This window comes from Kitasatospora sp. NPDC001175, from assembly GCF_053598215.1.
In genome coordinates, this window is record NZ_JBSFJU010000066.1 from 17,968 (window position 1) to 44,931 (window position 26,964).

Annotated in this window: 24 protein-coding genes and 2 pseudogenes; 10 read left to right on the forward strand and 16 right to left on the reverse strand. The window is 71.6% G+C overall.

Translation table 11 applies throughout. The features are described 5' to 3' along the window. Positions 1-2 precede the first annotated feature (2 nt). The 5 genes from ACWDAK_RS32650 to ACWDAK_RS32670 all read right to left on the reverse strand — a co-directional run bounded on the left by ACWDAK_RS32650 (position 3) and on the right by ACWDAK_RS32670 (position 7,427). Positions 3-1,946 carry a TOMM precursor leader peptide-binding protein gene (locus ACWDAK_RS32650; protein WP_344640433.1) on the reverse strand — a complete coding sequence of 648 codons (1,944 nt, stop codon included), beginning with the start codon at positions 1,944-1,946 and terminating at the stop codon, positions 3-5. A 78-nt stretch (positions 1,947-2,024) separates the two neighbouring features. Continuing rightward, entirely contained in the window at positions 2,025-2,207 is a 183-nt protein-coding gene (locus ACWDAK_RS32655; protein WP_344640434.1) for a hypothetical protein, read from the reverse strand. Between the two features lie 145 nt (positions 2,208-2,352). After that, positions 2,353-3,987 carry a SagB family peptide dehydrogenase gene (locus ACWDAK_RS32660; protein WP_427395539.1) on the reverse strand — a complete coding sequence of 545 codons (1,635 nt, stop codon included), beginning with the start codon at positions 3,985-3,987 and terminating at the stop codon, positions 2,353-2,355. Between the two features lie 26 nt (positions 3,988-4,013). After that, complete coding sequence (locus ACWDAK_RS32665) at positions 4,014-5,945, reverse strand: hypothetical protein (RefSeq protein ID WP_427395538.1); 1,932 nt, start codon at positions 5,943-5,945, stop codon at positions 4,014-4,016. Positions 5,946-6,209: 264 nt separating this feature from the next. Next, the gene (locus ACWDAK_RS32670; RefSeq protein WP_344640437.1) at positions 6,210-7,427 is read right to left on the reverse strand and encodes an MFS transporter; all 1,218 of its coding nucleotides are present in this window, start codon (positions 7,425-7,427) and stop codon (positions 6,210-6,212) included. 545 nt (positions 7,428-7,972) lie between these two features. On the opposite strand from ACWDAK_RS32670, the gene ACWDAK_RS32675 reads away from it, so the two are divergent. Both ACWDAK_RS32675 and ACWDAK_RS32680 read left to right on the forward strand, forming a co-directional pair. Further along, the gene (locus ACWDAK_RS32675; protein ID WP_427395537.1) at positions 7,973-9,370 is read left to right on the forward strand and encodes a hypothetical protein; all 1,398 of its coding nucleotides are present in this window, start codon (positions 7,973-7,975) and stop codon (positions 9,368-9,370) included. A gap of 58 nt (positions 9,371-9,428) precedes the next feature. Further along, a pseudogene (locus ACWDAK_RS32680) lies at positions 9,429-9,815 on the forward strand (AAA family ATPase); the annotation flags it as partial. A gap of 286 nt (positions 9,816-10,101) precedes the next feature. On the opposite strand, the gene ACWDAK_RS32685 reads toward ACWDAK_RS32680, so the two are convergent. Continuing rightward, positions 10,102-10,929 carry an MOSC domain-containing protein gene (locus tag ACWDAK_RS32685; protein WP_427395536.1) on the reverse strand — a complete coding sequence of 276 codons (828 nt, stop codon included), beginning with the start codon at positions 10,927-10,929 and terminating at the stop codon, positions 10,102-10,104. A 331-nt stretch (positions 10,930-11,260) separates the two neighbouring features. On the opposite strand from ACWDAK_RS32685, the gene ACWDAK_RS32690 reads away from it, so the two are divergent. Next, a complete protein-coding gene (locus ACWDAK_RS32690) occupies positions 11,261-11,992 on the forward strand; it encodes a class I SAM-dependent methyltransferase (RefSeq protein ID WP_344640440.1) in 732 nt (243 codons plus the stop codon). A 330-nt stretch (positions 11,993-12,322) separates the two neighbouring features. Here the strand turns inward: ACWDAK_RS32690 and ACWDAK_RS32695 are convergent, their stop codons facing one another. After that, positions 12,323-13,897: a phytoene desaturase family protein gene (locus ACWDAK_RS32695; protein ID WP_427395535.1), complete on the reverse strand. Its 1,575-nt coding sequence runs from the start codon at positions 13,895-13,897 to the stop codon at positions 12,323-12,325. A gap of 263 nt (positions 13,898-14,160) precedes the next feature. Here ACWDAK_RS32695 and ACWDAK_RS32700 point away from each other — a divergent pair, with 263 nt between their 5' ends. Together ACWDAK_RS32700 and ACWDAK_RS32705 are read left to right on the forward strand one after the other, a co-directional pair. Further along, positions 14,161-14,850, forward strand: a complete 690-nt coding sequence (locus ACWDAK_RS32700) for a hypothetical protein (RefSeq protein ID WP_427395534.1) — start codon at positions 14,161-14,163, stop codon at positions 14,848-14,850. Between the two features lie 12 nt (positions 14,851-14,862). Further along, a complete protein-coding gene (locus ACWDAK_RS32705) occupies positions 14,863-16,158 on the forward strand; it encodes a nucleotidyl transferase AbiEii/AbiGii toxin family protein (RefSeq protein ID WP_344640443.1) in 1,296 nt (431 codons plus the stop codon). A 167-nt stretch (positions 16,159-16,325) separates the two neighbouring features. On the opposite strand, the gene ACWDAK_RS32710 is transcribed toward ACWDAK_RS32705, so the two are convergent. The 8 genes from ACWDAK_RS32710 to ACWDAK_RS32745 all read right to left on the reverse strand — a co-directional run bounded on the left by ACWDAK_RS32710 (position 16,326) and on the right by ACWDAK_RS32745 (position 21,988). Continuing rightward, a complete protein-coding gene (locus ACWDAK_RS32710) occupies positions 16,326-16,613 on the reverse strand; it encodes a hypothetical protein (protein ID WP_344640444.1) in 288 nt (95 codons plus the stop codon). Further along, positions 16,610-17,659, reverse strand: a complete 1,050-nt coding sequence (locus ACWDAK_RS32715; RefSeq protein WP_427395533.1) for a protein kinase domain-containing protein — start codon at positions 17,657-17,659, stop codon at positions 16,610-16,612. Before ACWDAK_RS32715 ends, ACWDAK_RS32710 begins: the two co-directional genes overlap by 4 nt. Before the next feature lie 187 nt (positions 17,660-17,846). Continuing rightward, positions 17,847-18,047, reverse strand: coding sequence for a hypothetical protein (locus ACWDAK_RS32720; RefSeq protein ID WP_344640446.1), 201 nt, complete (start codon positions 18,045-18,047; stop codon positions 17,847-17,849). A 289-nt stretch (positions 18,048-18,336) separates the two neighbouring features. Next, complete coding sequence (locus tag ACWDAK_RS32725) at positions 18,337-18,660, reverse strand: hypothetical protein (RefSeq protein WP_344640447.1); 324 nt, start codon at positions 18,658-18,660, stop codon at positions 18,337-18,339. A gap of 385 nt (positions 18,661-19,045) precedes the next feature. Next, positions 19,046-19,681 carry a DUF7003 family protein gene (locus ACWDAK_RS32730; RefSeq protein WP_427395532.1) on the reverse strand — a complete coding sequence of 212 codons (636 nt, stop codon included), beginning with the start codon at positions 19,679-19,681 and terminating at the stop codon, positions 19,046-19,048. Beyond that, positions 19,681-20,910 carry a GDSL-type esterase/lipase family protein gene (locus ACWDAK_RS32735; protein ID WP_344640449.1) on the reverse strand — a complete coding sequence of 410 codons (1,230 nt, stop codon included), beginning with the start codon at positions 20,908-20,910 and terminating at the stop codon, positions 19,681-19,683. The genes ACWDAK_RS32730 and ACWDAK_RS32735 overlap by 1 nt, the downstream gene beginning before the upstream one ends. A 73-nt stretch (positions 20,911-20,983) precedes the next feature. After that, positions 20,984-21,553, reverse strand: coding sequence for a TetR/AcrR family transcriptional regulator (locus ACWDAK_RS32740; RefSeq protein ID WP_344640450.1), 570 nt, complete (start codon positions 21,551-21,553; stop codon positions 20,984-20,986). A gap of 168 nt (positions 21,554-21,721) precedes the next feature. After that, a complete protein-coding gene (locus ACWDAK_RS32745; RefSeq protein ID WP_427395531.1) occupies positions 21,722-21,988 on the reverse strand; it encodes a hypothetical protein in 267 nt (88 codons plus the stop codon). 573 nt (positions 21,989-22,561) lie between these two features. Between ACWDAK_RS32745 and ACWDAK_RS32750 the strand changes: the two are divergent. From ACWDAK_RS32750 to ACWDAK_RS32770, 5 genes and pseudogenes are all read left to right on the forward strand, one after another. After that, positions 22,562-22,717, forward strand: a pseudogene (locus ACWDAK_RS32750) (S1 RNA-binding domain-containing protein); the annotation flags it as partial. A gap of 384 nt (positions 22,718-23,101) precedes the next feature. After that, entirely contained in the window at positions 23,102-23,548 is a 447-nt protein-coding gene (locus ACWDAK_RS32755) for a cupredoxin domain-containing protein (protein ID WP_344640459.1), read from the forward strand. A gap of 5 nt (positions 23,549-23,553) precedes the next feature. Beyond that, entirely contained in the window at positions 23,554-24,000 is a 447-nt protein-coding gene (locus ACWDAK_RS32760) for a hypothetical protein (RefSeq protein WP_344640452.1), read from the forward strand. A gap of 565 nt (positions 24,001-24,565) precedes the next feature. Further along, a complete protein-coding gene (locus ACWDAK_RS32765; protein ID WP_449806523.1) occupies positions 24,566-25,774 on the forward strand; it encodes a hypothetical protein in 1,209 nt (402 codons plus the stop codon). 346 nt (positions 25,775-26,120) lie between these two features. After that, positions 26,121-26,717 (forward strand): class I SAM-dependent methyltransferase, encoded by a 597-nt coding sequence (locus ACWDAK_RS32770; RefSeq protein ID WP_427395528.1) that lies wholly within the window; start codon positions 26,121-26,123, stop codon positions 26,715-26,717. On the opposite strand, the gene ACWDAK_RS32775 is transcribed toward ACWDAK_RS32770, so the two are convergent. Further along, a partial coding sequence (locus ACWDAK_RS32775; protein ID WP_449806524.1) for a hypothetical protein occupies positions 26,714-26,964 on the reverse strand: 251 nt, incomplete at its 5' end. The genes ACWDAK_RS32770 and ACWDAK_RS32775 overlap by 4 nt on opposite strands.

Sequence of the window (26,964 nt, forward strand, 5' to 3'; positions counted from 1 at the left end):
AGTCACGGGAAGGGGTGGGGATGCGGGTTGACCTCCGACGGGTCCAGCGGGCCGTGCCGGTAGCCGAGTTCGGCGGGCAGGCGGAGCAGCCTGGGCAGGCCGTGGGTGCGGCGCATCCGGTGTCCGAAGGTCATCGGCAGCAGCCCGGGAACGATCACCTTCGCGCAGGCCAGGCCGCCGGCCCGGTGCTCGTCCGTGGTCTGGTCCACCACGATGACGTCCTGTCCCCGGCCGGTGAACCGGGCGATGACCTCGGCCAGATCGGTGCGCAGGTCCTCGCCGCGTGGCCGGCAGGTGGCCCGCGCGAACGCCGCGGCCACCGGCAGGCCGGCGTCTTCACCCGGTAGGAAGCCGAACCGGTCGAACGCCGCCGGGTGGCAGTACAGCAGGGCGTGGTCGCGCATCTCCCGCACCAGGTCGGGATCGGCGACCATCGCCGCGATCCTGGCCGCCTCCTCACGGTGCGCGACCCGGTTCCAGCCCAGGTTCGCGGTGAGCTCCAACAGCCCGTTGAGCAGCGCCCGTTCCGGATCGAAGTGCGCGCCCGCCGCGCAGATCGCCGCGGGCTCCGCGCCGGACGCGGGGTGCACCGCCATCACCCAGGCGGTGGGTATGCCGTGCTCCGTGGTGGTGGCGAAGGCCGCCACCCGGTGGCCGCTGTCCTGCCGGATCCGCTCCGCCAGCATCCCGATCCGCGGGTCGGCCACCGTGGCCAGGTCCACCCTTGGCACCGGCAGCCGGGCGTACCAGGTGAGCAGGAAGGCGTCCCGTTCCGCCAGCTCCACGATGCCGTGCAGCGCAGCCTCCTCCAGGCAGCCGCCCAGGGCGCACCCGTTGGACACCTCGTACGCCAGCGGCCGGGCGAGCGAACTGCCGTGCCGGGTGCGGTAGTAGGCGTAGTCCTCGGGTACCAGCACCGGTGCGTCGCGGCCGAAGGAGTGGCCCCAGACCCAGTTCAGCTCCAGGTCCGGATCGAAGGGCGGGTAGGGGAACCCGGGCTGTGCGTACCGCTCCGGCGGGTACAGGCCGAGCTCGGTCGGGCAGACCGCCTGCTCGGCCACGCTGCGGTAGCTCGCCCGGACCGTCGTACGCCGACCGCCGGGGCGGGCGCCGCCGAGCCGTTCCAGCGCCTCCGCCAGCGCGGTGCGCGCGCAACTGGCGTAGTCCAGGTCCCGGCCGAACCCGGCCTCCTGCTCGCCGCCGGGCAGGTGCAGTGGCGCGGACACCATCGGGTAGCGGTAGTCGGTCCGTACGTCGAGCTGGCGGATCACCCCGGTGTGCCCGTCCACGTAGGTCCGTACCAAGATGTCCCAGTCGGTGGCGAGATCGCGGACCCGATAGGTGTCCCGGTCGGGTTTCGGGCGGGCCGTGTCCATCAGGGAGGGCGGGTGGTCGGCCGGCAGGCCGCCGCATCCGGGGCAGTCGGGATCGGGCAGGAACGGGTGCGTGTCGACGGCCAGGCCCGTCAGCGAGAGGATCACGATGGCATCGGTCGTCCACCGGCCCGGCGTCTCGGCGAGCTCCGCCGAGACGAGGTCGCCGACCGCGTCGCACGCCCAGCTGGACAGCAACGGGTTGGCGCGGTCGGCCAGTTCGGTGCCGAACCGGCGTACCAGCTCGGCCCTGGGGCTGTCCGGGCCGAGCGCGCGCTCCCGCCGGGTCCGGGCACAGCGCGCGCAACCCGCCCGGCCCGGTGCGACGTAGGGGCCGATGACGACGTTGCCCAACTCGACCCGTACCGGCAACCACCCGGTGCCGGGCCGCTCCGGTGCGACGGCGCCGTTCCACCCGTCGCTCGCGGTGACGATCGCGGTGCAGCCGTCGTCGGTGTCCGTGACCAGCCGGTGCGTTCGGGAGACGGCGGTCCGGATCGCGGTGGCGAGCAGGCCCTTGCCCAGTACCGCGACACCGGCCGGGCGGGTGGCTACTGTCAGGGCGTCGGTCAACGTCTCTTCTCTCGTGGGTAGTTGCGGTGCCGTGCCCGGCGCACTGGTTGTGCGCCGGGCACGGCAGTGCCTGCCGCGTCAGCAGCAGCAGCACGAACAGCAGCTCGCGGGCGTGCCCCGCGAGGTGCAGTTGGACGCGCCGATCTCGACCATTGCGTGGCCGACATTGATCGACTCCAGGCTGGCGCCCGGTGCGGTGGGCAGGATGTCGAGCTCGTCCACGCTGAGATCGGCGAGGTCCAGGACGAGGTCCTTCTCCATGGCTGTCCTCCTCTCTTCGTCGTCGGTTCCGGGGGACCAGAACCGGTCCACGCCCAGGTTCGGACGGGAAGCGGGCTGCGGTCTTCACGGGTGCGGCCGAAGGCCGACCGTAGGATCGCGCGCGGCGCCGTTTCGGTGGCGCGCGTCACCAGGTCAGCGGGACCTCGTACTGCGCGCTGGCCCGGCGGCGGCCGATGACGAGGGTGAAGACCGGTACGTGCGCCGCACCGGCGCCGATCAGGGCGCGGACCAGGCCGTCGTGGTAGCCGTTGGTGACCCGCGCGGACAGCCCGGCGGCCGCCGCGAGCACGCTGATCCGCTGCGCGACGATCCCGGCCTCCTGGTGCAGGATCCGGTACCCGCGGTCACCGAACCAACGGTCGCCCGCGATCCGGTTCGCGCTCAGGAACACGATCGCGTTGGCCTTCGCCGAGTTAACCGAGGGCGTCCGGTCGCAGAGCATCGACACCACACCGCGCCAGTCCCGGCCAGGAAGGGCGACCAACTCGGGTGCGGCACCCAGCCGGTAGAGGCCGGTGGCAGCGCCGACGGCGTTGAGCACCAGCACGTGGCAGTCGACCAGCGGGCGGCAGGCCGCCTCGGTGTGGTCGGACGGCACCGGTTCGAGGGCGTGCCGGAGGAGACCGGCCAGTTGCCGGGCGGGCAGCGGCCTGCCGTCGGGCAGGAACATCCGGCCACCCGAGTCGCGCGCCCGTAGGGCCTCGGCCAGTTCGACGTGTTCGGGTTCCGCGGCGGTCAGCGGCACCCGGCCCGTGGTGGTGGGACCGTCGGCCGAGTGCTCGGGACCGTCGGCCGGGAGGTGGAAGGCGTCCCGGTCCACCGGTGCCTCCCAGCCGGCGCCGGTCAGCCGGCTGGCGCGGTCCAGTGCGGCCAGGCCCGACCAGGTGGCCGGATCGGCCGTGTTGGTGCGCACGTGCCGCGGACGGATAGCGGGCAGCGGCGCACCGGGCTCCTCGTCACATGGCGCCGGAGCCGTCCCGGACGGCCGCCAGGGGGAGAGGTCGAGCACCGCGAAGGCGGTCTCCTCGTCTCCGTCCAGGCCCAGCGCGCGGTTGACGACGGCGTCGTCGAACCGGTGGTGCACGCGGGCCCGCAGCCCCAGCGCGCCTCCCACCAGCAGCGCGTTCCCGACGGTCATACCGACCTCCTGGGCGCAGAGCCGGTAGGCGTAGTCGCGGTAGCGGAAGGCCGTCTTGCGGAAGCACACGGCCGCGACCAGCAGGGCGAGAGTGCCCTCGCGCCCCGTTCCGGTGGCAGTCCGCAGTTCGCGGGGGATGCCGCCGGACCGCAGTCCGGTCAGCACGTGGTGCGCCGGGTCGTAGTGGTAGCACCCCGCAGGCAGATCCCCAGCCCCTTCGGCCGGCCAGAGATACAGCTCCACCGGGTAGAAGCACCGCGCGGAGGCCACCATCCGGTGGTAGGGCCAGACCGCATGCGGCCCCGACTCCATCCGTCCGAGCCCGTAGGTGTAGTGCAGCAGTGCCGACAGGGCCGGCTCGTCCAGGACGTCGCGGCTGGGACCGTCCTTCGGGTGGGCCCGCCGGAAGTCGGCGAAGGACCAGCGCGCGTCGCCGATCCGCCGGGCCGGTGGGCTCAGCACGTGCCGTGGCAGGCCCCGGTAGGTCTTGGTCGGCAGGGGGTCTTCCGGCCCGCCCTCCTCGCCGTGCCCCTCCGCGAACAGTTCCTGGACCCCTTCGAAGGTGCGCCACCAGAACCGGAGCCCGGCCGGATCGGCGGCCCCGGCCGCTGACTCACCCATTGAGGACTCACCCATCGGGGACTCGCTCATCGAGCACTCGACTCATCGACCAGCACGATGCGGAGCACGGTCGGGAGCAGCTCGTGGACCGCGGGATCGTGGTCGAGCGGCACCACGACCGGACGCAGCCCGCGGAGCCGCAGGGCGCCGACCAGCTCCACCAGGTCCGCTTCGCGCGGCCGGCGCACACCGGACGCCAGGGTGGGCAACCGGTCGAGCCCGTCGATCCGAGTCGGCGCGTACTGCGGCTCACGGGCCAGGGCGGCCTGACGGTCCAGCACCACCTGCTCCAGACCGTCCGCCACCGCGTTCGGACCGCAGGTCACCGCGACCGGTCGGCCCTCCTGCCACCACGCGAGCACCGGGGTTCCGAGCTCGCCGCCGATGTCGGCGGCCTGGACGGAACCCCGGGCCGAGCGCAGCAGGTCGAGATGGCACCGGGCCCTCGCGTCCAGGGCCGTCCCGGCCAACTCCAGGGCCACCGGATTCGTCCGGCGGGCTGAGACGTCGGCCACCGCCAGGCGGGCGCAGTGCTGGGCGATGCCGTCGGTCACGGCGTCGCCCCAGCTCAACCGCGCGGCCAGGCCCGTCCCGACGGTGAACGCCTCGGCCGCCGGTACGGCCCTGGCCCGCTGACCGACGAGGTCCCAGCCCCACACGGTGCCGCCGGGGGAGAACCTGCGCGGATCGGCCGCGCCCGCGGCGTACACCGCGAGGCCGCGCAGCGCGGCCCGCTGCCGGGCCTCGACGAAGCCCAGACCCGAGCCGAACACCCGGGGCGTGCCGTCGGAGTGCGGCGGCACGGCCTCGGTCACGTTCAAGTGCGGTACCGCCTCGGTCACGTTCAGCGGCAGCTGGGTGAAGGCCCCTTCGTCGAGGCTGCGCAGGATGCCGGTGTGGGGGTCGAAGCAGCGCGCGGCCCGGGCGGAGAAGTCCTGCTCGGTGACCGGGTCGGCGTTGCTCAGCCGGGTGATCCGGTCGGCGAACCGGGCCTCGGCCTCCGGCCGGGCCGGCCGAGCGGTCGGATGCGGCAGGAACGAGTGGACCGAGGTGCGCAGGGTTTCCAGGTCGATCCTGGTCAGGTTGGTGTCATCGGGCGTGGTCACGCCCGTCACCGCCCGGAACGCCGCGAGCCCGAGGTGCCCGGCGACCACCGCCGCGGCCGGGCCGGTGAGGAACTCGCTCTCCCGGAACGGGCCGTGCGCGCCCAGCCGCAGCCAGGCCGACTCCCACGCCGAACCGGCCGGACCCAGCCAGGCGACGTCGTCGAGCACCAGCCCCTGCACCAGTAGGGTGTCCGAGGTCCGGCACAGCCCGGCCAGGCGGACCGCGCGGTCCACCTCCTGAGCCGAGGCCACGTGCAGCACCACGTCCGCGCGGGCGAGCGCGGCCTCCTCCGCGTCGGACAGCGGGACCTGGACCAGTGTCTGGTCCGGATCGCGCCGGGCCGCCTCGACGGCCGACTCGGCCAGTCGGGCCGTGTCCGTCGTGTTCTCGGGGGTCCGCACCGCGCGGAGCCGGCGGACCCCGCAGTGCAGCGCCGAGCAGACCAGCGCGGTGAACGCCGGACCCGAACCCAGCACCACCACCGTGCTGTTGCGCCACGACTCGAACCGCTGCGCGGCCGAGTCCCGGTGGTACTCGACGAAGGCGATGTCGGCCGCGTACGTCTCCAACTCCCGTGCGGTCAGGCCGTGCGGCAGGTCCTCGGTGGCGTCCACGAGGCAGCCGGCCGCGTGCAGCCGGCGCACCAGCGCCTCCACCACAGCGCGTTTGTCGTCGGGGAGATCACGGACGAGGTCGTCGAACTCCCGCGAACCGTCGAGATACGGCGCGATCCGGTCCAACCACTGGTAGGCGGACCGGCCGCGCAGCGCGACATCGGCTCCGGCGCCGAACACGTGCACCCCGTCACCGGTGGGCACGTACAGCACGTCGGACTTCAGTTTGGGTCGCATCGCCAGCCCTCTGATCGGTGATCACCCGAGTATCGGGGCACCGCGCGACGCAGTCCCGACGGCACTACCACAGACCCGGCCACAGGGTTTTCCGCCACGGTCTGTGGCCCGTCCGGAATCCGTGCCGCCGGGGGCGACCTCGCCGCAGGTCCAGCCGTGACGCGGACAGCGTGCGACTCGCCGAGGTGCTCCCAGCCCTGGCCTGGTCAACCAAGAGCCTGAACTCACGTCACGACTGCCGCAGTTGAAGCACTAGTTGAAGCACTAACCGGCGACGGTGCTGACGGAGCGCCGGGGCGCGGTCAGCGCCGCCAACCGCCGCAGGCTGGCCCGCCGCTGCAGCAGGCTCAGCCCGGTGACCGCCGCGCCGAGCGCCAGCCAGCCCGCCGGGCCGGCCGTCATCACCGCGCCGGTCAGCAGCAGCGGGCCCACCGACTTCTGCACCGACTGGGACATCCCGGCCACCCCCAGGTAGGAAGCCTGGGCCCGTGGTGGCGCGAGGCTGACCGCCAGCTCCCAGGAACTCACCGAACGCATCAGCTCGGCCAGGGTGACCAGCATCGCGGCGGCCAGCATGGCGAGCGAGGCCGACCACGCCCCGCCGCCGGTGACGGTCGCCAGTACCAGGCAGCAGGCGAGCAGGGTCGTCCCGTACCAGCCCACCGCCGCGGCCGCCCGCCTCGGACCCTCGGCCCGGGCGGAGACGCGGAGTTGCAGGATCACCACGAGCACGGTGTTGATCACGAGGAAGGCGGGGGCGACGGCGTGCGGCGCCCTGGTGTGGTCCACGAGCCACAGCGGCAGACCGACGTTGAGTACCGAGTCGTCCAGGTTCATCGGGATGTCGAGCAGTACGAAGAGCAGGTAGCCGCGGTCCCGCCAGGGGCTGGGAGCGGGGGACGGGTCCTCGGCCGGCTCGCCGTCGCCGGGTGCCGCCACCAGTCCGCGGCCGGCCGGCTCCCGGGTCCGCCAGACCAGGGCGGCGGCCAGTGCGTAGGAGAGCGCGTTGGCCAGGATCAGCGCGTGGTAGGCGTTCGTGGTGCCCACCGCGAGGCCGAGCGCGGCGATCCCCGCGCCGAGCGCGTACCCGGCGTTTGCCACACTGCGGAACAGCGCCTGGTAGACACCTCGCCGCTCACCCGCGATCCGAGTGGCGAAGAGCATCTCCAGCGTCTTGGCCGCTCGTTCTCCCAGGCAGGTGAGGGCCACCACGGGCAGCAGCGCGGCGAAGCCGTCGGCGACCAGCAGCAGGCACATGGTCCCCAGTCGCAGCAGATGACAGCCGATCAACAGGCCGCGCACGGTGAACCGTTCGGCCGCCCGCCCCGCCAGCGGCGAGCCGGCGATCCCCGCGACCGCCCCCACACCCAGCAGCAGCCCGAGCTGGCGCGCGTCCAGCCGGCTCACGAAGGTGAAGTACAGGACCGAAGCCGCCGCCCACACCCCCGTCCCGGTCCGGTCCACGCACTGTGCGAGCAGCATGATCCGCGCATCCCGCCCACCCGGCGGCCGCCTCAGCTGCGCCACCAGTCCGCCCCCGTCCCACCGCATGTTCCAGGCTCCGTTCCACGCTCGGCATCTATCTCGGCATCAATCTCGACATCAAGATACTTGATATCGACAGATCCTGTGACTGATGGTGAAGGCGGAAATGTGAAGCTGCCGTTCAAAGACGCGACGGATCGTCAGGTATCGAGGTGGAACGGCCGCCGATCAGACCGTCGACGGCCACGGGACTTCTCGGCGCATCCTCCGTGGGATGAAGGGGAGTTTCGGCGTGGCCGGACAAGTGGCCGAGCCGTCAGCCACGAAGGCCGCCGACCGGCACCGCTGGACGGCCGATCAACTGGTCCGACCTGCCCTCGCGATCGACTCGCAGCCCGTGCCCGCCGCATCCGCAGTCAGGACCGGGGATGGCTCCCGTTGGAAATCTCGTGGCAGGCCGGGGCGGGGAGCGATATGCTCCCCGCGATGATGACTCGACCTCTCAACAGATCGGGGGTCCCGTCCGCGCAAGGTGAGTGCTGATGCTCACTCAGACCGCGAACGGGGATTCCCGCCTCTCACTCTGGCTGCGCGTGCGCGAGTTCGCCGTGCCGCCCTCCATGATCGAGACTGCGACCGCCCGGCGTCATGCCGGGGACTGGGCCGGAGCGTGTACCGCCGCAGCTGTCGATGTCGACCTCAACCTGCGCTCCCTGGCACGCACTCACGGTCGGGAGCTCGCGGGCCTGGTTCGGGCCGATCTCCGCCGGTTGGCTCCTGATCTGCTGCGCTGGCACATGCCGAGAATCGCCCCGGACGGGCTGCTGCGCCCGAGCCTGACCATCGCCCTGGTCCGGTACGACGCTGCGGGGCGTGACGGGGCCGGCCCCGTGCACCTCGTGGTCCGGACTCCGCCGGCATGGGCGGACGCCGGTCAGCGGATCAGCCTCGCACTGTGGGACGGACTCCGCTCCGAGAGCGGTGCCCGCCTGCATCCGCACCCCAACCCGCGGTTCCGCCTCGACCTGCACCGCCATCTGTGGGACGCGCACAGGAGCGATCAACTGCGGAGCCGGTCCGGGGCCGATCTGCCGCCCGCCGACCGTCATCCCGGGATCGATCCGGACCGGCTGGGGGCGCCACCGCAGGGGTACCGCTGCGCCGTGGACCGGTGGGGCGCCGAGGCGGGGATTCTGCTCCGCGCCGAGGGCCGGCCGACCGGCCCCGTCACGGTGCGCCTCGGAGCCCGGCATCGGCTGGTCCTGGAACCGGTCGAGGACCGGGACGGCTTCGAGCCACCGAGACCGCGGATCGCGGCGGTCACGGAGGACGCGGGTGCCTCCGCGCTGCCCGTCCTGCCCGACGCGGCGACCTGGGCGCTCCCCGACCTTGACCTGCTCCGCACCGGTCTGATCGACGCCGATCGGTTGCACCCGCTGGTCGCCTCGGCGCTGGTGCCGGACCACTCGCCGGCCGCCCCGCCCCGGACGCCGGAGCGGACAGGACAACCGCGCCTCGTGGAGTGCCGGGGAGCCCGGCACCGGATCGGCCTGGTCAACGGCGTACTGGCCGCGCTGGACCACGACCCGGCCGAGATCCGCCGGGAGGAGCTGTTGGCGGCCCTGACCGGTACTCCGCTGCCCTGCCTGCAGGCCATCGACGAGGCGCACCGTCGTCCGGAGTGCCTCACCGGTGTCCGCGAACGTCTGGACCATGGCGACGCCGCCGGTGCGTTGGCCGTCGTCGAGGGTCTGCTGGGCCCCGACGCGCTGATGCGCAGCGGCGAACTGCGGGACGAACTGGAGGCGGCCGCACAGCGGCGAATCGCCTACGGGATGTTCCGGGCAGGACTGGTCGAACCCGGTCCCGGCCGGATCCGACCGGGCAGCCGCCGTCCCCGTGACCACCGCTCGCACCCACGCCACACGACATTCCGCTGACCCGGGGGCCTCCCCCTCGCACTCCCACGACTCGTTACGAACCCATAGGTGATCAGACATGCCCGCATACACTCCCCTCGCCGCTACCGGCGCCCCCTCCGGCTCCGCCCGCACCTCCCAACTCGACGTCGCCAGCGAGTTGCTGGCCCTGCTGCGCGACGCAACCACCGAACCGCGCCCCGACACGCAACTGGAGGCCCTGACGCTGGCCGTGGCTGCCGACCTGCCGGTGCTCCTGTGGGGTGAGCCGGGGATCGGCAAGACCGCCGCCCTGACCCAGCTCGCCGCGGCTCTGGACCTTCCGCTCACCACCGTGATCGCCAGCGTGCACGAGCCGTCCGACTTCTCGGGGCTGCCCATCGTCGGAGACGATCCCGCGACACACGGCGTTCCGATGGCCCCGCCGGACCGGGCTGTGCGACTGGTACGGGCCGGCCGCGGGCTGCCCGCCCGATTGGGCACGCGTGGTCGTCATCGGACCGGCTCCCGCTGCTCGGTGAGGCCTCGCAGGATGGGATCGCACCCGCCCGAAGGCCACGTACGAGGTCAGGGCCTCCCGCGCGGCTCGTGGGTGCCGGATCGATGCGAGCGTCCGGAGGCCCCGGTGCGGAGATCGTCCGTGAGATGGTCGCTGACTCCAACTCGCCTTCTCTTCAGGTGACTTCCTCACTCAGGTGGATGGCATCGTGGGCGATCTTCCATGCACCATCCCCGTGTGGCCGACCGGCGGCCTACAGCTCGGTCTCGCCCCACAGGCTGACCTGTACGTCGTCGCCGACCGCGATCTTGCCAGGCCGCAGCACGGCGTACTTGGAACCGAACGCGACGCCGCCCTGTGCCGCCCGGCGGTAGGTGGCGAGCGTGCGGAGCGGTTCCGGGCCCGTTTTCGCCGCGGAGTCCTGGTCGACCATGACGACGGCACAGCGGATGGCGAGCTTCGCGTAGCCCAGCTCGGTTTCGCCGATCGTCATGCGGTGGGCGCGGTCCTCGGTGTGGGGTCCGTCCCAGCCGTCGAGCACGATGTTGGGGCGGAAGCGGCTCATGGGCAGTGGGTGGCTGCCGCCTTCGGCCATCCGCTCGTTGAGCAGGCGCAGGGTGGCGCGCGATATGACGTGCACGGCGCAGCTGTCGGCGTAGCCGGAAGTACCGGGTGTTCTGCCGTCGGTCACGCGAGCGTGCTCCGGCGGCACGCGCACGAGTCTGCTGCCTGCGCCGAGCACCTTCGACAGCCAGGCGGCAGCCGTCTCGCCCTGGTCGATGCCCCTGTAGGAGGCCCCGAACAGGTTCACCTGCCGTCGGGGGCCGGAGGTGTCCACATCGATGCCCACCGGGTCGGAGTCCGGAGCGCGGAGCGTCAATCGCTCGCCGTCAGCACTGATCTCGGGCTGGATGAGGGCCAGCCGTGGGTCCCGCCGCTGTGTCCGGAACACACCGTCCTCGCTGATGACCATGAAGCTGCGGTCGTGCGCGAGACCGGCAGGCGTCATCATCGCCTCGCGTGCGGACGTCCCGGCGCATCCCTTGACGGGGTAGTACGACAACTCGACGACGCTGGCCATGTCTTGCCCTGTCTGCGATGAGTTACGGGTGAGCAGAGGAGGAGAGGCCCACGTGGACGAGGGCCGTCGGTGATCTTACCTACCCGATGCCACAGGTGAGTTGGGGGTGCGCCGAGGCAAGTGGCTGACGGCGTGGTTGCGCTCGCGGAGGTCGGACCTGACCGATCCATAGGGCTCATGACGCTCCATCAGCAGTGAGCAGTGAGCAGTGAGCAGCAGGAGCGGACCGGCAGCGAAACGCCACGGCAAGGGCCATCCCCGCAACCGTTCAGCAAACGCCTTGCCGCAATAACCAGTTGATGACGGCCGCAGGACCGCGGACACTGTCGCCGTGTACTCGGACGCTGACGCCGCCGCGCTGTATGACCTGCTGAACCCGTGGGACCCTGAGCGGTGGCCCGCAGACGCGTTCTACACCCAGCTGGTCATGGCCGCGGGCTCGGTACTGGACGTCGGCTGCGGCACCGGCTCGATGCTGCACTGGTCGCGTGAGCACGGCCATGCCGGGCGTCTCGTGGGCCTCGAACCGGACCACGCCGCCCTGGGCCGTGCCCGGCGCCGGGGCGACGTCGAATGGGTCGAAGGCACGGCGGCGACCATGGGGTGGGAGTCCAGGTTCGACCTCGCGACGATGACCAGCCATGCGTTCCAGTGCCTGGTCACCGACGACGATGTCCGCGCGTCGTTGGCCGCGATCCGTGCCTCGCTGCGCGTCGGCGGGAGGTTCGCGTTCGAGACCCGCCATCCGCAGGCGCGTGCCTGGGAGGGCTGGAACCCGTCGAACGCCTCGGACGTCACCGACGCGGCCGGCCGCGCGTTGCGGGTCTGGCACGAGGTCGAAGCCGTCACCGACGACGTCGTCACGTTCAGCGAGACGACGGCCGAGCCCGACGGCACCGTGCTGCGCCTCGACCGCACGAGCCTGCGCTTTCCGGACGTGGTGGCGCTCGACGCGTTCCTCGCCGAGGCGGGCTTCGAGATCGAGGCCCGGTACGGCGACTGGCGCCGCGGTCCCGTCTCCCCGGCGAGCCGGGAGATCATCACGATCGCCCGCCGGCCGTAGGCAGGCCGGACGGCCGTCCAGGCCGCCCGCTATGGCGCCCGCTCCGTGGGGAAGAGGCGGGCCGGCGGAGCTCGTCGCGCGGACGATGGAACCGTCCGGTTAACACCGGGGGGTCGCCGGGCCGCGGGTCGACCGGCCGGATCACCGCCGACGATCACTGGCCACCGGGAGCCAGTCCGCCGTGGGATGATCTTCGAGCGGAACCCGCATCCGGTACGGTCACCGCCCCACCGCCACCACCCCACCCGCCACATCACCGGTAGGCATGACCGGGTTCGCCGGCAGGGCCTTTGTGGCCGGGGTTCGGACAGCGGCACCTGGGTCAGGACCTCAGCGTCCGAGGGCCGCCATGGCGGCGTTGTGGCCGGGGATGCCGCTGACACCCCCGCCGCGAACGGCGCCGGCGCCGCAGAGCAGGATGTTGGGCTGCTCGGTGGCCACGCCCCAGCGGTTCTCGGCCGGATCGCCGTACGGGAAGGCGAGGTCCCGGTGGAAGATGTTTCCGCCGGGCAGGCCGAGATCGCGTTCCAGGTCGGCTGGGGTCTTCACCTCCAGGCAGGGGCGGCCTCGTTCGTCCACGGCCAGGCAGTCCGCGAGCGGCTCGGCCAGGCAGGCGTCCAGCGGTTCGAGGACGGCCTTGAGTGCGGCCTCGCGTGCTGCTTCGCCGTGCTGGGTGAAGAGGCGGGCGGGGAGTTGGAGGCCGAACAGGGTCAGGGTCTGGTACCCCTGGGCCGCGAGTTCGGGGCTCAGGACCGACGGGTCGGTCAGCGAGTGGCAGTAGATCTCGGAGGGAGCGGCGGAGGGAACCCGGCCCGCCTCGGCCAGCCGGTAGGCCGTCTCCAATTCGGTGTACGACTCGGCGATGTGGAAGGTCCCGGCGAAGGCATCCCGAGGGTCGACGGCGGTGTCGCGCAGCCGGGGCAGCCGGCGCAGCAACATGTTCACCTTCAGCTGCGCGCCCTCCGGCCCGGGCTGTTCGGCGGGTCGGCCGAGCAGCCGGTCCAGTGTGGCGGGTGCCGCCCCGCACAGCACCTGGCGGGCGCCGACCCGGCGCTCGGTGTCACCGGCGCGGTAGGTCACTTCGGCGGTCGTACCATCGGTGGCCAGAGCGGTGACCTCGCAGCCGGTCCGCAGCTCCGCGCCAGCGGCTGCGGCCGCATCGACCAGCGCGTCGGTGAACGCGCCCATGCCGCCCACCGGGACGTGCCACTCGCCGGTACCGCCACCGATCACGTGGTAGAGGAAGCAACGGTTCTGACGGAGCGACGGATCGTGGGCGTTGGTGAAGGTGCCGATGAGCGCGTCCGTCAGGACCACGCCGCGGACCAGGTCGTCAGCGAAGGTCTGCTCCAGGGTCTCGCCGAGGGGCTGCTCGAACAGGGCGGCCCAGGCCACCGGGTCGTCCACCCGGCGGCGCAGTTCCTCGCGGGTGGGCAGCGGCTCGGTGAGGGAGGGGAAGACCCGCTCGGCCACCCGGGAGGTCATCGCGTAGAACTCCTGCCAGGCGGTGAACTCCCTCTCCGATCCCGTGAGTTCACGGAACCGTGCGGCGGTGCGGGCCGGATCGGCGGCGTCCACCAGCAGCCCGGTCGGCCGCCCGCCGCGCACGGTGGGGGTGTACGAGGAGATCCGCCGGCGGCGGACCGTGAAGCGCAGGCCCAGATCGTCGACGATCTTCTGCGGCAGCAGGCTCACCAGGTAGGAGTACCGCGACAGCCGGGCCGGCACACCCGGGAACGCCGGGGCGGAGACGGCGGCGCCGCCGGTGTGGTCCAGTCGCTCCAGTACCAGGACGCTGCGTCCGGCCCGCGCCAGGTACGCCGCGGCGACCAGTCCGTTGTGTCCGCCGCCGACGATCACGGCGTCGTAGGAGGAGCGGGCGGGAACCTCCGGCGCGGGCTGCATGAGGCTGTCCTACCAACACCGGGCGTCCGTGGCCAGTAGTCGCGCGGGACGGATCGTCATCGGAGGCCCACCGGTGCGGCCGTTCCGTGGAAGGCCGGGGCACTCGCCGAGGCGAGCGGACCGACCGGAACGCAGCGCCGGCAGGCCGTCGGAGGCCCGCGCTCCGCTCCGAGAGTGCCGGCTTGACCTTCGCCGAAGTCTCCGCGGCCTGGGCCGTGCCCCCCCGGAGCCGCGCTGTCAGAGGGGCCTGTCACGATGCTCCCATGCTCGCCACCTGTTCTGACCTGGGCCGTACCGGCCAGCCGGACCCACCCTCGCTGTGCGGGGACTTCGAAGTGCATCTGACGGTCGCGCCGGCTGCCGCCGACGCGCTGGCCGGATGGGCCGCCGACCACGGCCTGAAGTTCACCCACATCCTGTTGGCCCAGGGCGCCGCGATGTCCCAGCCGATGCTCACCCTGCGCGCCTCCGGCACCATCGACGAGGCCGCGGCGGCGACCGCTCGGACGGTGGATCGGATGGCACAGGCCGGGTTCACCGTACTGCGGCTGAAGATCGAGGCCACACCATGGGCGGAGGGCGTCCCGGCGTCGGACGGCGATGCGGCCCAGCACGGGGCGCACAGGTACTTCGAACACCACGTCAAACTGCTGCTGTCCGGTTCCGAGGACCCCGACGGTCTTGCAGAGCTGGCCGCCCGGCACAGCGCGCACCTGTCGCGCAATGCTCGCCGGGTACGTGCGGACGGCCTGCGCGAGCGGTTCGTGACCCAGCGGTGCCGCCTGGTGGGGCTGGCCACCGCCGGTCGAAGACTGGACGCGCTGCTCGCCGAGCTGACCGCCGATGGCCACCGAATCGCCTCGGTGGAACGCGAGTTCGTCGCGCTGGACAGCGACGAGACGCTGGACGCGGGCTGGATAGCCGAGAACCACACCGCCAAGCACCACGGATAGGGGACGCCGAGAATGACCAACGACCAAACCGACCGGGCCATCGAGTGGAAGGGCCTGGACTACGGGCCGTGGGAGGCGGTGCTGCTGCCGAAGCAGCCTCCGACGGAGGAGATCCGCGAGAAGCTCGACCTGCCCAGGAGCGTCCGCCCGATCGACGACGAGGTGGTGACCCAGCAGCCGGTCTTCGACCCAGCGCTGGCCGGGTACACCCGGGCCCTGCGGCCGAGTGAGCCCGTCTTCGCGGACCCGGAGCTCGCCGGGCGCTGGCAGGCCGCCCGCCGTGAGGCGCTGAACACCGTGCTGTCCGCCGTCGCCCGGTCCGAGTGGGCCGACCACCTGGTGCTGCGCGGCAGTGTGCTGCTGCGCGCCTGGTACGGCGAGGCCGCCCGGGAGCCGGGCGATCTGGACTTCGTGGTGCGGCCGGAGGACTGGGAGCTGGAGGACGAGCGCACCGACCGCATGATCGGCCAGCTCGCCGCCGACGCCGAGCGGCTGTCCGGCCGGGTGCGGTTGCACGCCGACCAGGCGGTCGCCGACGAGATCTGGACCTACAGCCGCGTCCCCGGCCGGCGCCTGGTGCTGCCGTGGACGGCGCCGGGCCTTCCGGGCGGCATGGTCCAGCTGGACTTCGTCTTCACCGAGCACTTGCCGGCTGCCCCGCAGACCTCCGAACTCCCTGGTGTTGAGGGGGAGTTGCTCACCGCCACGCCGGAGCTCTCACTGGCCTGGAAGATCCTCTGGCTGATCTCCGACAACCACCCGCAGGGCAAGGACCTCTACGACGCGGTGCTGCTCGCGCGCTCCGCCGAGGTGTCGTACGAGCTGCTACGACAGGTGTTCACCCAGTCCGACGAGGGCTGGGCGCGCTGGCCCGTGGTGCCCGACCAGATCGCCGAACTCGACGTGGACTGGGACGAGTTCGCCAAGGACTATCCGCAGCTCGCCGAACCGTGGGAGGAGTATCCGGCGGAGCTGCTAGCCGGGCTCGCCGCGACCTTCGGCGGCCGGAGCGAGTACGCGCTGCGCGCGTCCTGGCTCGCCCCGCTGGTGGAGGAGTACCGCGAGGTGCTGGCGCGGGACGGCATGGACGAGGTGCAGCAGCGGATGTCCGGGTGCCACATGCGGACGGACAACTCCCTCGTGGTCACCGGCGAGTTGCTGGGCGGCGACCTCGAACAGGCGCACCGGATCGTGGCCGGGCATCTCGGAGGCGAGTCGGACTGGCGTACCAGGGGGCTGAGGACAGCTCTCGACCGCTACACGGCGGAGCCCGCCACCGAGCAGCCGGCGGCCGACGGCGAGGGCTGACGACGGCGTGCGCCCGGTGGTCCCGAGGGTGCGCGCAGAGCGGCGGCCGCCATGAGGGGGTCGGGTTCGGTGGTGTCCTCGCCGGCCCGCGCTTGCTGTCGGAGGGGTCGGCTTGCCTGCGGTGGGCGCGATCGTCTTCACCGGAGCCGAAGGCGAGACCGACGGGGTCAGGTGGCAGGCCAGGCGACGCTGGTGCTGACGTCAGTGCTGCTGTAGTAGCCGGTTTCGCTGGTTCCGCTCCGGACGGTCTCGCTGCTGCTGCCTGGCGTGTGGCTTCCGCCGGAGCTGATGCTCCGGCTGACGCTGCTGCTGTCGTCGCGTCGGAGGCTGGGTCTGGTGGCGCCGGTGACGTGGGTGGTCGTGGTGGCTTCCACGGCGTTGGTGGTGGTGCCCGAGTCGATGAGGAGGAGGGCGGCGGTGGCGAGGAGGAAGGTGCGGCGAGCGGGTTGGCTCATGGGGTTGCTCCGGAGCGGGCGAGGGCGAGGGCCGCGCGGAGATGGCTGGTGAAGTCGCCGGTGGTCGGGTGGCGGTGTTCCGAGTCGGGGTGGAGGGCTTGGTGGAGGACGGCTGCCAGACCGGGCCAGGTGGTGGCGGGCCAGCCGGTGAGGAGCCGTGGCGGGCGGGTGAGCTGGAACTCGCGGACGGTGGTGCGTCTGGTTGCGTGGGGGAGGTGGTGGCGCTGCTGGAGGACGCGGTACAGGATCGCGGCGGTGCTGTACTGATCGGCGGTCGGGCCGGGGACGGGGCGGGGCCGGGGGGCGAGGCACTCGGGTGCGGCGTACATGATGGTGGCGCCGCGCCGTAGGGCGGGGTCGGGATCGCCGGTGCGGGCGCAGCTGTCGAGGTCGATCAGGGTGATCGTGGTGCCGTGGCCGGCGAGGATGTTGCGGGGGCTGAGGTCGCCGTGGACGACGCCGTGGTGGTGGAGGCCGTCTAGGGCGTGGCACAGGGCGAGGGCGAGGCGGGTGAAGACCTCGGCGCCGGTGGGTGACCAGGCGGTCATGGAGCGGTCGAGGTGTTCGAGGAGTTGGTGGAGGCTGACACCGCGCTGCCAGGCGGTGGCGAGGTAGTGCAGGCCGTCGTGGTTGCCGTGGCCGACGAGATCGGCGACCAGGGGGTGGGTGGCGGTCTGCCTCAGGCCGAGGACTTCGTTGCGGGCCCGGGCGAGGGCGTTCGGATCGGCGTCGAGGCAGGTTGTCTTCAGTGCCGCGTGTCCACCGCCGGGGGTTTTGGCTCGGTAGACGTTCTGGCAGCCCCGGCGGCGTAGCACTTCGAGGGGGGTGTAGCCGGCTACGGGGACACCGAGGAGGTCGTCTGCGGTTCGGCCGTGCGGGCAGCCGCGGCGCCGTCGGATCGCGGGGCCCTCGGGTGAGGTGACGCGGGAGGTGGTGGGGCCGTGCTGGGCAGGCGCGGTTGGCTGGTGCCGGCCGCCGGGGCGGTTCTGGAGGGGCAGCGCCGTGGTCGTGGCGGGCGGTGCGGCTGTCGGGAGGTGCGGTGGCATGGTGCCTCAAGAAGGAGGAGGTGGGCCCGACGGCGGCCTGCCGTCGGTGATGGAGGAGGCGCCACGGGTGGGGCCTGCACCCGGCACGCAGCCGTGCGGGATGAAGGGACGTGGCAGCGCCGTCGTGACGCCGGGGGTTGACAGAGCCTCCGCCCGGTGGGGCGCGGAGAGACCTCGGCTGCCTGAGTCAGGTGCGGCTGATGGTGAAGGGAATGCGCTTGGTGATGTCCTGGACACGGACTCCACCGGTGATCGTGGTGGCGCGGGCGGTGCCGGTGGCGCGGACGGGGTCCTCGCTGACGGCGTGTCCGGCGTAGGAGGGGAAGGCGGCATCGGGAATTGCTGAAATAAGTATGCATATGTGCTTATTGTTCGGTATGTGTGACACGCGCTCTCGGTCGAGGAATCTCCATGCGGCTGCTCGACGGAGCGGACCACCGAACTGCCGACACGGCTGACCCCGCCGCGACGTTACGAGAAGGCGGGGAACGGTTGCCACTGGGCGGTGATGCACCGGCACAAACCTGCGACGGCGCGATGAGCGTCGGGCCGATGCCAACCGAGAACGGCGGCCTGAGCGGCAGAACAGCCACCCAGGCCGCATGTGTCACCTGGTTCCGGGGGGATTCGATATCGGCTACCTGCCGAACGCGTCCTCGCCTCGCCCGCCGGCCTGTCTACCGCGCCTGACCGTCGTGGAGTTCCATCCGCCGCGCCTCGAGTGCTCTGGCGAGCACCTTCGCCCGGAACGGATTGGCGGTGTCGAGGGATGTCGCCACCTCCACCGCCTCCTCGAGCAACTCCAGCCTCCTCTCGGGCAGTTCCCGCACCAGATGCGAGCGGCTGGCCTCCATCAGTACGTGGGCGAGCTTCGACCCGTATGCCTCCCGGTTCACCTCTGTCAGCACCCGGTAGACCCATATCGCGTCCGGCCCGTGAAGCACCCGCCGATCGGTGCTGAGCAGCTTCATCCTGGCGCGCAGGACCACATCCTGATTCATCGTTCCCCCTTCATCGCGTCTTCGGCCGCCCCGCTGAGTGGCGGGACAGCACGACGTACGTGTCGGCGGCCGATGGCAGGCGCCGACACGTGCGTCGGAGAGTGGATGACGTCGAGTCTGCGGGGTCACGACTGGACGCGGCAAGACTGAACGGGCGTGCTCTGCCTCCTACCGCTATGCCCTTTGACCAGGCATGATGGACCTGACACTCTGGCGACGGGTAGCGACGGCTCACGACTGCTCGGGCCAGGGGGCGTTCACGAGTGGGGGCGGCCGGTGTGAGCCTGGACAGGGCACTACAGCCACTTGGCCAACTCGACCTCGACCGGCGACGATGCGATGGGTGACGTCCGGGCTGTCGAAGCGGGGTTGCGGCAACAGCGCTCTACAGGGTTCCTGCCTCGGGCCAGTGGGACCAGTGGGTGTTGGCGGGCAGGGTCGGCCGGTAGCGGGCCGGGTCCCCGGAGTCCAGAACCTCCGCGATCATCTGGAAGGTCTCGTGCTCGCTGGGCGCGGTCTCCCCGAAGTCGTCGGGCTGGTGCCACTCGTCGAGCCGCAGCAGTACCGGCAGGTCGGCGGGGACGTCGGCTCGCAGTTCCGCCTCGTCGGCGAGCAGGAGCCCCCGGTGCTCCGGAACCAGCCGGCGGAAGACGTCCGCCAATGGCGTGCCGGCCTCGGCGTCGACCGCCAGGGCGGTGCCACGGACGACCACCGGAACTCCGCCGGCGTAGGCCTCGGCGTAGTTGGGAGCGATCTCCTCCATGTTGTCCACCCGGTCGAGGAACTCGCCGAAGCCGGGCTTTCCTTGCGCGAGACAGTTGCCGAAGCGGTGCACGACGTTGATGAGATTCCTGGCGCGCGGGTTGTAGCCCAGAAGTTCGGCGGCCAGAGCCCAGCGTGTGTTGTCGCCGAACAGGTGCATCCGCACGTCAACCGGGTAGTAGTAGCCGTTGTCCAAGTCCGGGAACTCTGCGTTGTCCGCGCAGAGGTCGAACTGCCCGAGGATCGACGAGACTGTCATCATGGGATCAAGGTTTCGGATTCCACGGCTCCACTTCGCGGGGGAGCTGATGAGTCGGGCCCGGTGGGGGCGAAGGGGCCGCCGTCGCCGAATGCCAGACGGGCGAAGTTCTCGGCGATGCGGCGGTGTCCCGCGGGGTCGGGGTGGATCTCGTCGGGCAGCGGGTGCTCGTCGTAGTCGGGTTCGCCGTAGAGGCAACGGCCGTCCAGGTAGTGCAGGTTGGGGTCGTCGGCGGCCCGTTGTGCGACGATCCTGGCGAGCTGGTCGCGGATGACGGTGAGGGTCAGGCGTCCGGCGGCGCGTTCGGCTGGGTCGCCGGTGGCCTTGAAGCGCAGCGTCCCGCCGGTGAAGTCGGGCGCGAGCGGGCCGGGGGTGTGCTCCTGGACCGGGCAGAGAACGGGGGAGACGACCAGCAGCGGCGCGGTCGGGTGGCCCTCGCGGATGGTGTCCAGGAAGCCGTGGACGGCCGGGACGAAGGCGCGCAGGCGCATCGCGTCGGTGTTGACGATATTGATGCCGATCTTGAGGCTGATCAGCTCGGCAGGGGTGTCGCGCATCGCGCGGGCGGTGAACGGGTCGAGCAGGGCGCTGCCGCCGAACCCCAGGTTGACCAGCTCGACTTGGCCGCTGGCGGCGGCCAGCGCCGGCCAGATCGCGGTCGGGTGGGCGGCGTTGGAACCGTGGCTGATGGAACTGCCGTGGTGCAGCCACCGCCTGCGCCCGCGGTCGGGTGCGGGTGTGACGGGGGCGTTCGTGCGCAGGGTGATCAGCTCGGTGGTCTCCGTGTGCGGAAGCCAGATTTCGACGTCCTTGTCGTGCGGTGGCAGGTCGGTGAAGCGGGCGGTGCCGGGCCGGCCTCGGTGCAGTTCGACGGACTGGGTGGCCATGTCGATCGTGCGGAGGTTGCCGCCGGTCACCGTGGCCTGGGCCGCCAGGCGGCCGTCGACGAGCAGGTCGTACACCCCGTCCGCCGGAGCCGGGAGGCCGCGGTAGGCCCGCTTGGTGGGCAGGGCGTGCAGTTCGATGGCGGTGGCCCGGGTGCGGAACGCAAGACGCACGCCGGAGGGCTGGGCCTCGGCCATGGCGAGCTGTTCGTCGGGGATCTGACGGCGGGCCCGGGCGGGCAGCCGGTGCGGCTGCAGGCCGTGCGCCGTGCGTTCCGTGTCGAGGTGGCCGCGCAGCATGGCCGCGGTGACGGGTGTGGTGATCCAGGGATGTTCGGCGTTCATGGGGCCAGCCTGTCGGTCGGGATTCTCGGGCGGTCCGCAGGTGCTGGGCTGGCGGACGGTGCGGGCCGCGAGGTCAGGATGCGGTCCGGTTCTGCAGCAGGGCGTCGAGGGAGTCGATGATCCAGGCCCAGGAGTCTTGCGGATCGACCGCGGTGTGGCTGAAGCCCCCGCTCGCCTCCAGACTGACGTAGCCGTGGAAGACGCTGCCCAGCATCCGCACCGCGTGCGTCTGGTCCGGCTCACCCAGGTCGTAGCCGCGCAGGATCGCCCGCGTCATATGCGCGTGCCGGACACCGGCGCTGGCAGCTGCCGTCTCGGGGTCGAGTCTGAGCTGCGCGGCGGCGTAGCGACCTGGATGCCGGCGGGCGTAGTCGCGGTAGGCGTTGGCGAAGGCGGCCAGGGCATCCTTGCCGGCGCGTCCGGCGAGGGCGTCGGCGACCTGGTCGGCGAGTTCCTCCAGGGCGAGCAGGGCGATCCTGGTCTTGAGGTCCTGGGAGCTCTTCACATGCGCGTACAGGCTCGCGACCTTGACGTCGAACCGCCGGGCGAGCGCCGAGGCGGTCACCTGGTCGAAACCGACTTCGTCGGCCAGCTCGGCACCGGCCCTGACCAGCCGCTCCGTGGTGAGCCCAACTCGAGCCATAACCTTCCTCCCATTGAACTCCACCCATTATGGAGTTGCCTAATGTCTTTAGGCAAGCGTCGGCAACCGTCGAGATCCGTGGCTGAGTGGAAACGTGCCCCGTCGGCGGAGCGGCAGGAACGCCCGCCGGCGGTGGCGCCGGGCCGAACAGCACCGGAGGCGCCTCCGCTAGCCCGTGAACGGGAAGATCGGGACGGTCCTGCACGCGGCATCCGACGGATCGCCCGGCTGCAACGGCGCCGGATGCACCATCCCGAGGACGTACAGCCAGGTCAGGACAGCGGCGACGGCAGCCATGGCAGGCCACAGATACCAGCGGCTTCCCGACAGAGGGTCGAGCAGTGCGGCAAGAACGAGCAGCACGGTCAGCATGACCACCCAGACCAGGGTCGGGGCCGTCAGCAGGTTCGGGTAGGGCTCGTGATCCTGGCTCATACAGCGGTGCCAAGCGGAGACGACCCGGGTGTGGCCGTAGAGCGTGCCCGCTGTGGCGAGGACCAGGGCCGCCAGGTCCCTCGCGCAGCCGCCCGTCGTCCTACCACCCTGTTTCGGTGTCACACCAACCCCCCAGTGATCATCACGGCCATCGACGCATTCGGCTGGCTTCCGGTTCCCAGGGGCATCGGTGTTCCTTGGCGACGGCGTGCAGACGGATGGTCCCGGTAGACCTCAGGACTCCGACGGAGTCGCTCGCCGGTCGCGGAGCGGCCGTCACTACCCGAGGAGTGAACGGGCGGCGCTGTCCGACCGGCAGACGGCCGCAACTGCACCGGCCGCCATGGGTCTTCCGGTAGCAGGCACCGACGCGGGTCAGATCCGGTCTGCGGTTTCGCCCAGCCGAAGGGACGCAGGCCCCGGCGCTGGCAGGATGGCCCGATGAGTGCTCCCTGCCGACGCCAGCAGCCCGTCCCGCACCCCGAAGCGGGCGCGGATGGCCTGGGGCGCCACCGGGATGCGGTCTCCTCCTTGGCCGCTGTGGGGCAGTGACGTGCTGCCCTACGTCTACCGGATCACCAAGTCAACATTTCCGAACTGTCCTGGCGCCCCGTCAACCATCCCTCCGACGTCGTCGCGGTCGGTCGACGGATCACGGCGGAAGTCCTTGACGTCGACATGGTGCGAGAACGGGCACTGCTGTCCCTCAAAGCGCTGCAGGACGACCCAGGGGCGGGTGTGGGGGATAGCCGCCCCTCGGGATCCGGTGAAGTGCACGCCGCGGAGCTGTGAGGAGCGGCCACCGCCCGCCGTCGTGGTCGGCCCCGTCAGCCCCTCCGGGGGTGCGATCGCCGTGTTCTCGGCTCTGACGAGCCGGGAGAGCCCGCCCGTCGGCCCGTCCTGATCTGACTGGGTGGATGGCCCGTCGGCGGAGAGTGTCGTCGTCCGGACAGCCGGGCACTTGGGTCAATCTCGTCCAGGAAGAGAGGCGGGAACATGGCCGTGCACCGTTTCGGATCGTCCGCTTGCAGCGCACCACGGGGTAACCGGAGCATGAGCAGCATCACGACATACCGGCGTTACCGGGCCCGGGGCCTGACACTCGGCAAGACGATGCTCCTGGCGGTCGCGGCGCTGACCGCTGCCACATCGTGCTCCAGCGGTCCGACCCCGGCTCCAACCGGAAGCGCGGCTGCGAGCGCGGGTGTGGCTCCGGGCGGGCAGGCATCCGCGACGATCACCGTTACGGAGAAGGAGTTCTCAGTGAGCCCTTCGCAGACCACGGTGGCCCCGGGTACGTACACGCTCGTCGTGGAGAACGCCGGGGCCGTGGCACACTCGCTGGCCGTCTCCGGGCCCGGGGTCTCCAACGCGAAGACCTCGACCATCCCGCCCGGCGGCCGGGAGCAGCTCACCGTCACGCTCCAGGCGGGGTCCTACGATCTGTGGTGTCCCATCGACAACCACCGGGCGCTGGGTATGGAGACCCACCTCCAGGTCGGCGGGAGCGGCCCGGCATCCCCGGCCCCCGGGAGCGCCACGGCAAGTCCGACCGGGTGAAAGCGATGGCTCCCCCTCCCACCGACCGCCGGCACCGGACCGCCTCCGGCCTGCGGACCTTCGCGCTGCGGATCCTCCAAGTGGCGACCGCCGCCGCGCTGGCCGCGGACGCCTACATCCACGCTGACCTCGCCCCCGCCTACGACCCGGTCGGGCAGCACATCAGCCAGGGCACGCTGTTCCGCGTCGAAGCGGCCGCGGCGTCGCTGGCGGCGCTCCTCGTGCTGCTCCTCGGCCGGCGGCGGCCGGTGTGGGCGTTCGCCTTCCTGGTGTCCCTCACCGCGCTGGTCTGCGTGGTGCTCTACCGGTACGTCGACGTGGGAGCGATCGGTCCGCTACCGAACATGTACGAGCCCACCTGGTTCCCGGAGAAGACCGCCTCCGCGGTCGCCGTAGCCGTCGGCACCGTGACCTCGTTCGCCGGGTTCCGGATCACCGGCCGACCGCGCTGAGCGCGGTGCCGCCGACGTTCGGCGTCGCAGCTGTCGAGGACAGCGGAGAGGTGCACCGCTGCGCCGCACGGCCCGCCCTTCGGTGTGGAGGGATGAGACACCTCACACAAACGGAAGTGCAACTTTCAACATATTTCGAGGTAGCGTCGTTCGTGTTGCATCGGTTCGGAGCGCCGCTCGGGGCCTGACCGAGAGGGGGGACGGGTCGAGCAGGAAGGAGAGCTCATGAATCAGCTGTTCGAACGACCAGTCGTGCCGCACTCGCCGTGCCGGCCTCGGTGACGAGCCCGCTCCTGGTGGTGAGCGGCGCGGCCGTGGCGGTGCCCAACCCGGCCGTCCACCGGACTGCGGCCGTCTCCCGGTACGGCGATGACCGAAGCGGCCGCCATCGCTACGGGCGCGCAATCCGGCCGGGACGGCCACCGTCTCCAGGAGCGCACCGACTGCCGGGTCATCGACGCCGCTGACCTGGACGAGTTCGATCCCATACCTTCCGCTGCCCCTCCGAAGGCAGGGGCTTCAGCGGCCCGTGCGGGTTGCACTGCCGCACTGAACGGAGCAGAACATGACACTCGCTGCTTTGCTGGGGCGCCCGGTCGGCGTCGCACGGTGGTCGGAATCGGCACGCCGGGCCCTGCGGTTGGCGAGCAGCTCCTGGGCAGCGCGCCCTGGGCGGGCGGCCACAGCGCTGACGCGGAGCGCCAAGGGACTGGTCGCAACCCTTCTGGCCTGGGAGATTTCCTCGTGGTGGCTCCCCGAAGCACAGCAGTACCTCGCCGTGGCGACTGCGCTGGCCATGGTCAACGCCTCGACCGTCTACCGCTCGGTGACGCAGGCCGTCCGCAGCGTGGCTGCCCGGGTAACGGGACTGTCGCTGGCCGTGGCGGTCGTGTGGTTGCTCGGCTCGGCCGCAGGAAGCGCCGCAGCGATCCTGGCCATCGCGCTGGTGACCGGCGGTCGCCGGGGCTCCGACAATCGGCTGCAGATCGCCTCGACGGCGATGCTCGCCCTGACGGCGGCGACGGCGGCTCCGATGGGACACGTGGTCACGCTGACCCTGGCGACCCTGATAGGTGCGGCGATCGGGATCGCGGTGAATGCCCTCATCCTGCCGCCGCTCCACCTGGCCGCCTCCGACGCCTCGGTTCGCGACCTCGCCGCAGCCATGGGGACGCTGCTCGGAGACATGGGCCGTGGACTGCGGGAACGGCAGCACGCCGACCGCGCACACGCGTGGCTCGAGCGGGGCAGGCACCTGGAGGAACTAGTGGTGCAGGCGCAGGAAGACGTCCGCCAGGGTCAGGAGAGCCTGCGCTGGAACACGCGGTGCGCGGTGCGCGGCAGGCACGAGCCGCTGCCCCACGGCGAGGCGCTGCGCGCCCTGCACCGGGTCTCCTTCCAGGTCCGCGGCATCGCCAGGACACTTGCCGACAACGTGGACGACCGGCACGCCGACCACCACCTGGGCCAGCTCTTCCTCGACCGGTACGCCACCACCTTGGAGGAGGCGGGGCAGGCGGTGGGATCATTCGCCGGCTCCGGGCAGGCCGCCGGCTCTGGCGGGAGCGATGCCCGCGGCGGGCTGCGCCGAGCCATCGACGAAGCCACGGACTGGCACAGGCTGATGACCGAACTGATCGAACGGGGCGCGCTGGTCAAGCCTGGCGCCTGGCACGTGTACGGATCGCTGATGACCGATGTCGAGCGTCTGCTCGCCGACCTCGACCATGCGGACCGGCTCACCGAAGCCATTCCGGCGCCCCGGCAGGCCTGATTCCGCAGCGAGTCGTCGTTTTCCCAGGCCCGCGGCGAGTGCAATCGCCGGATCGGTGGCCAGGGCGGACACACGATGTCGCCCATCGGCCCAGCGGTTCCGACTGGAAGAAGTGACGCAACGAGTGTTTCCGCAGTTCAGAGCCGTAGTTGGGCTGAGAGGCGGGCCCACGGACAGTGGAAGTCGGGATCTACGGTGCAGGTGCTGTCCGACCTGGCTCACGAACTCGGAGGCAGACGGCCCGGCAGTCCACAGAAGTAGGGTGCGTCTGGGCCAACTGCCGTGTGATGCTTGGCGGATGACAAGACCGCGAGATCATGCCAAGGTGCGTCGGAGCTATGACAGCGTGGCCTCGGAGTACTGGGGACGGATCGGCGACGAGCTCACGCACAAGCCGCTGGACCGGGCGCTGCTCACAGCGCTCCTGGAACAGACGGACGGCCTCGGGCCGGTCGCCGACCTGGGATGCGGGCCCGGACATGTGACCGGTTGGCTTGCGGACCATGGTGTCCGGTCGGTGGGGATCGATCTCTCGCCGGCGATGGTGGGGATCGCCCGCCGCGAACATCCTCGGGCGGAGTTCCGTGTCGGCGATCTCTTGCGCCTCCCTGCCGAGGACGGCGAGTTCGGGGCGGCCGTTGCGCTCTACTCGGTCATCCACCTCGAACCGTCCGAGATGCGAGCGGCCTTCGAGGAGATGCGGCGCGTGATGCGGCCTTCCGGCAGGGTCCTTGTCGCGTTCCACGTCGGCACCGAGGTAAGGCACCTGGCCGAGTGGTGGGGACTGGAGGTTGACGTGGACTTCCGCTTCTTCGAGACCGAGAGGGTCATCGGCTGGTTGAAGGACGTCGGTCTGACGGTGGAGGCGAGCCTCGAGCGGACCAGTCACCCGCGGGAGGCGGAGACCCGTCGCGCATACGTGATGGCTCGCCGCGCCGACTAGCCAGGGTCTGTTTGAAGGCGGACCCCGGCCAGAACCATTCGCTGCCGTAGCGACAGCGACCGGTCGGACATGCCGATCAACAACGCCGGCACGCCCGGACACGTCGTCGGGCCGGCGGACGTGACGGCCGCCGAGATCCACAGGACGCCCAGCCCGGGGTGCCCCGTGTGGCCCGCGAGCATGCCGGGCCCCTGCGGATCGGTCTCGCTGAGCGAGTCGAGCGCCGCCAGCAACCGGGCCGACCGCC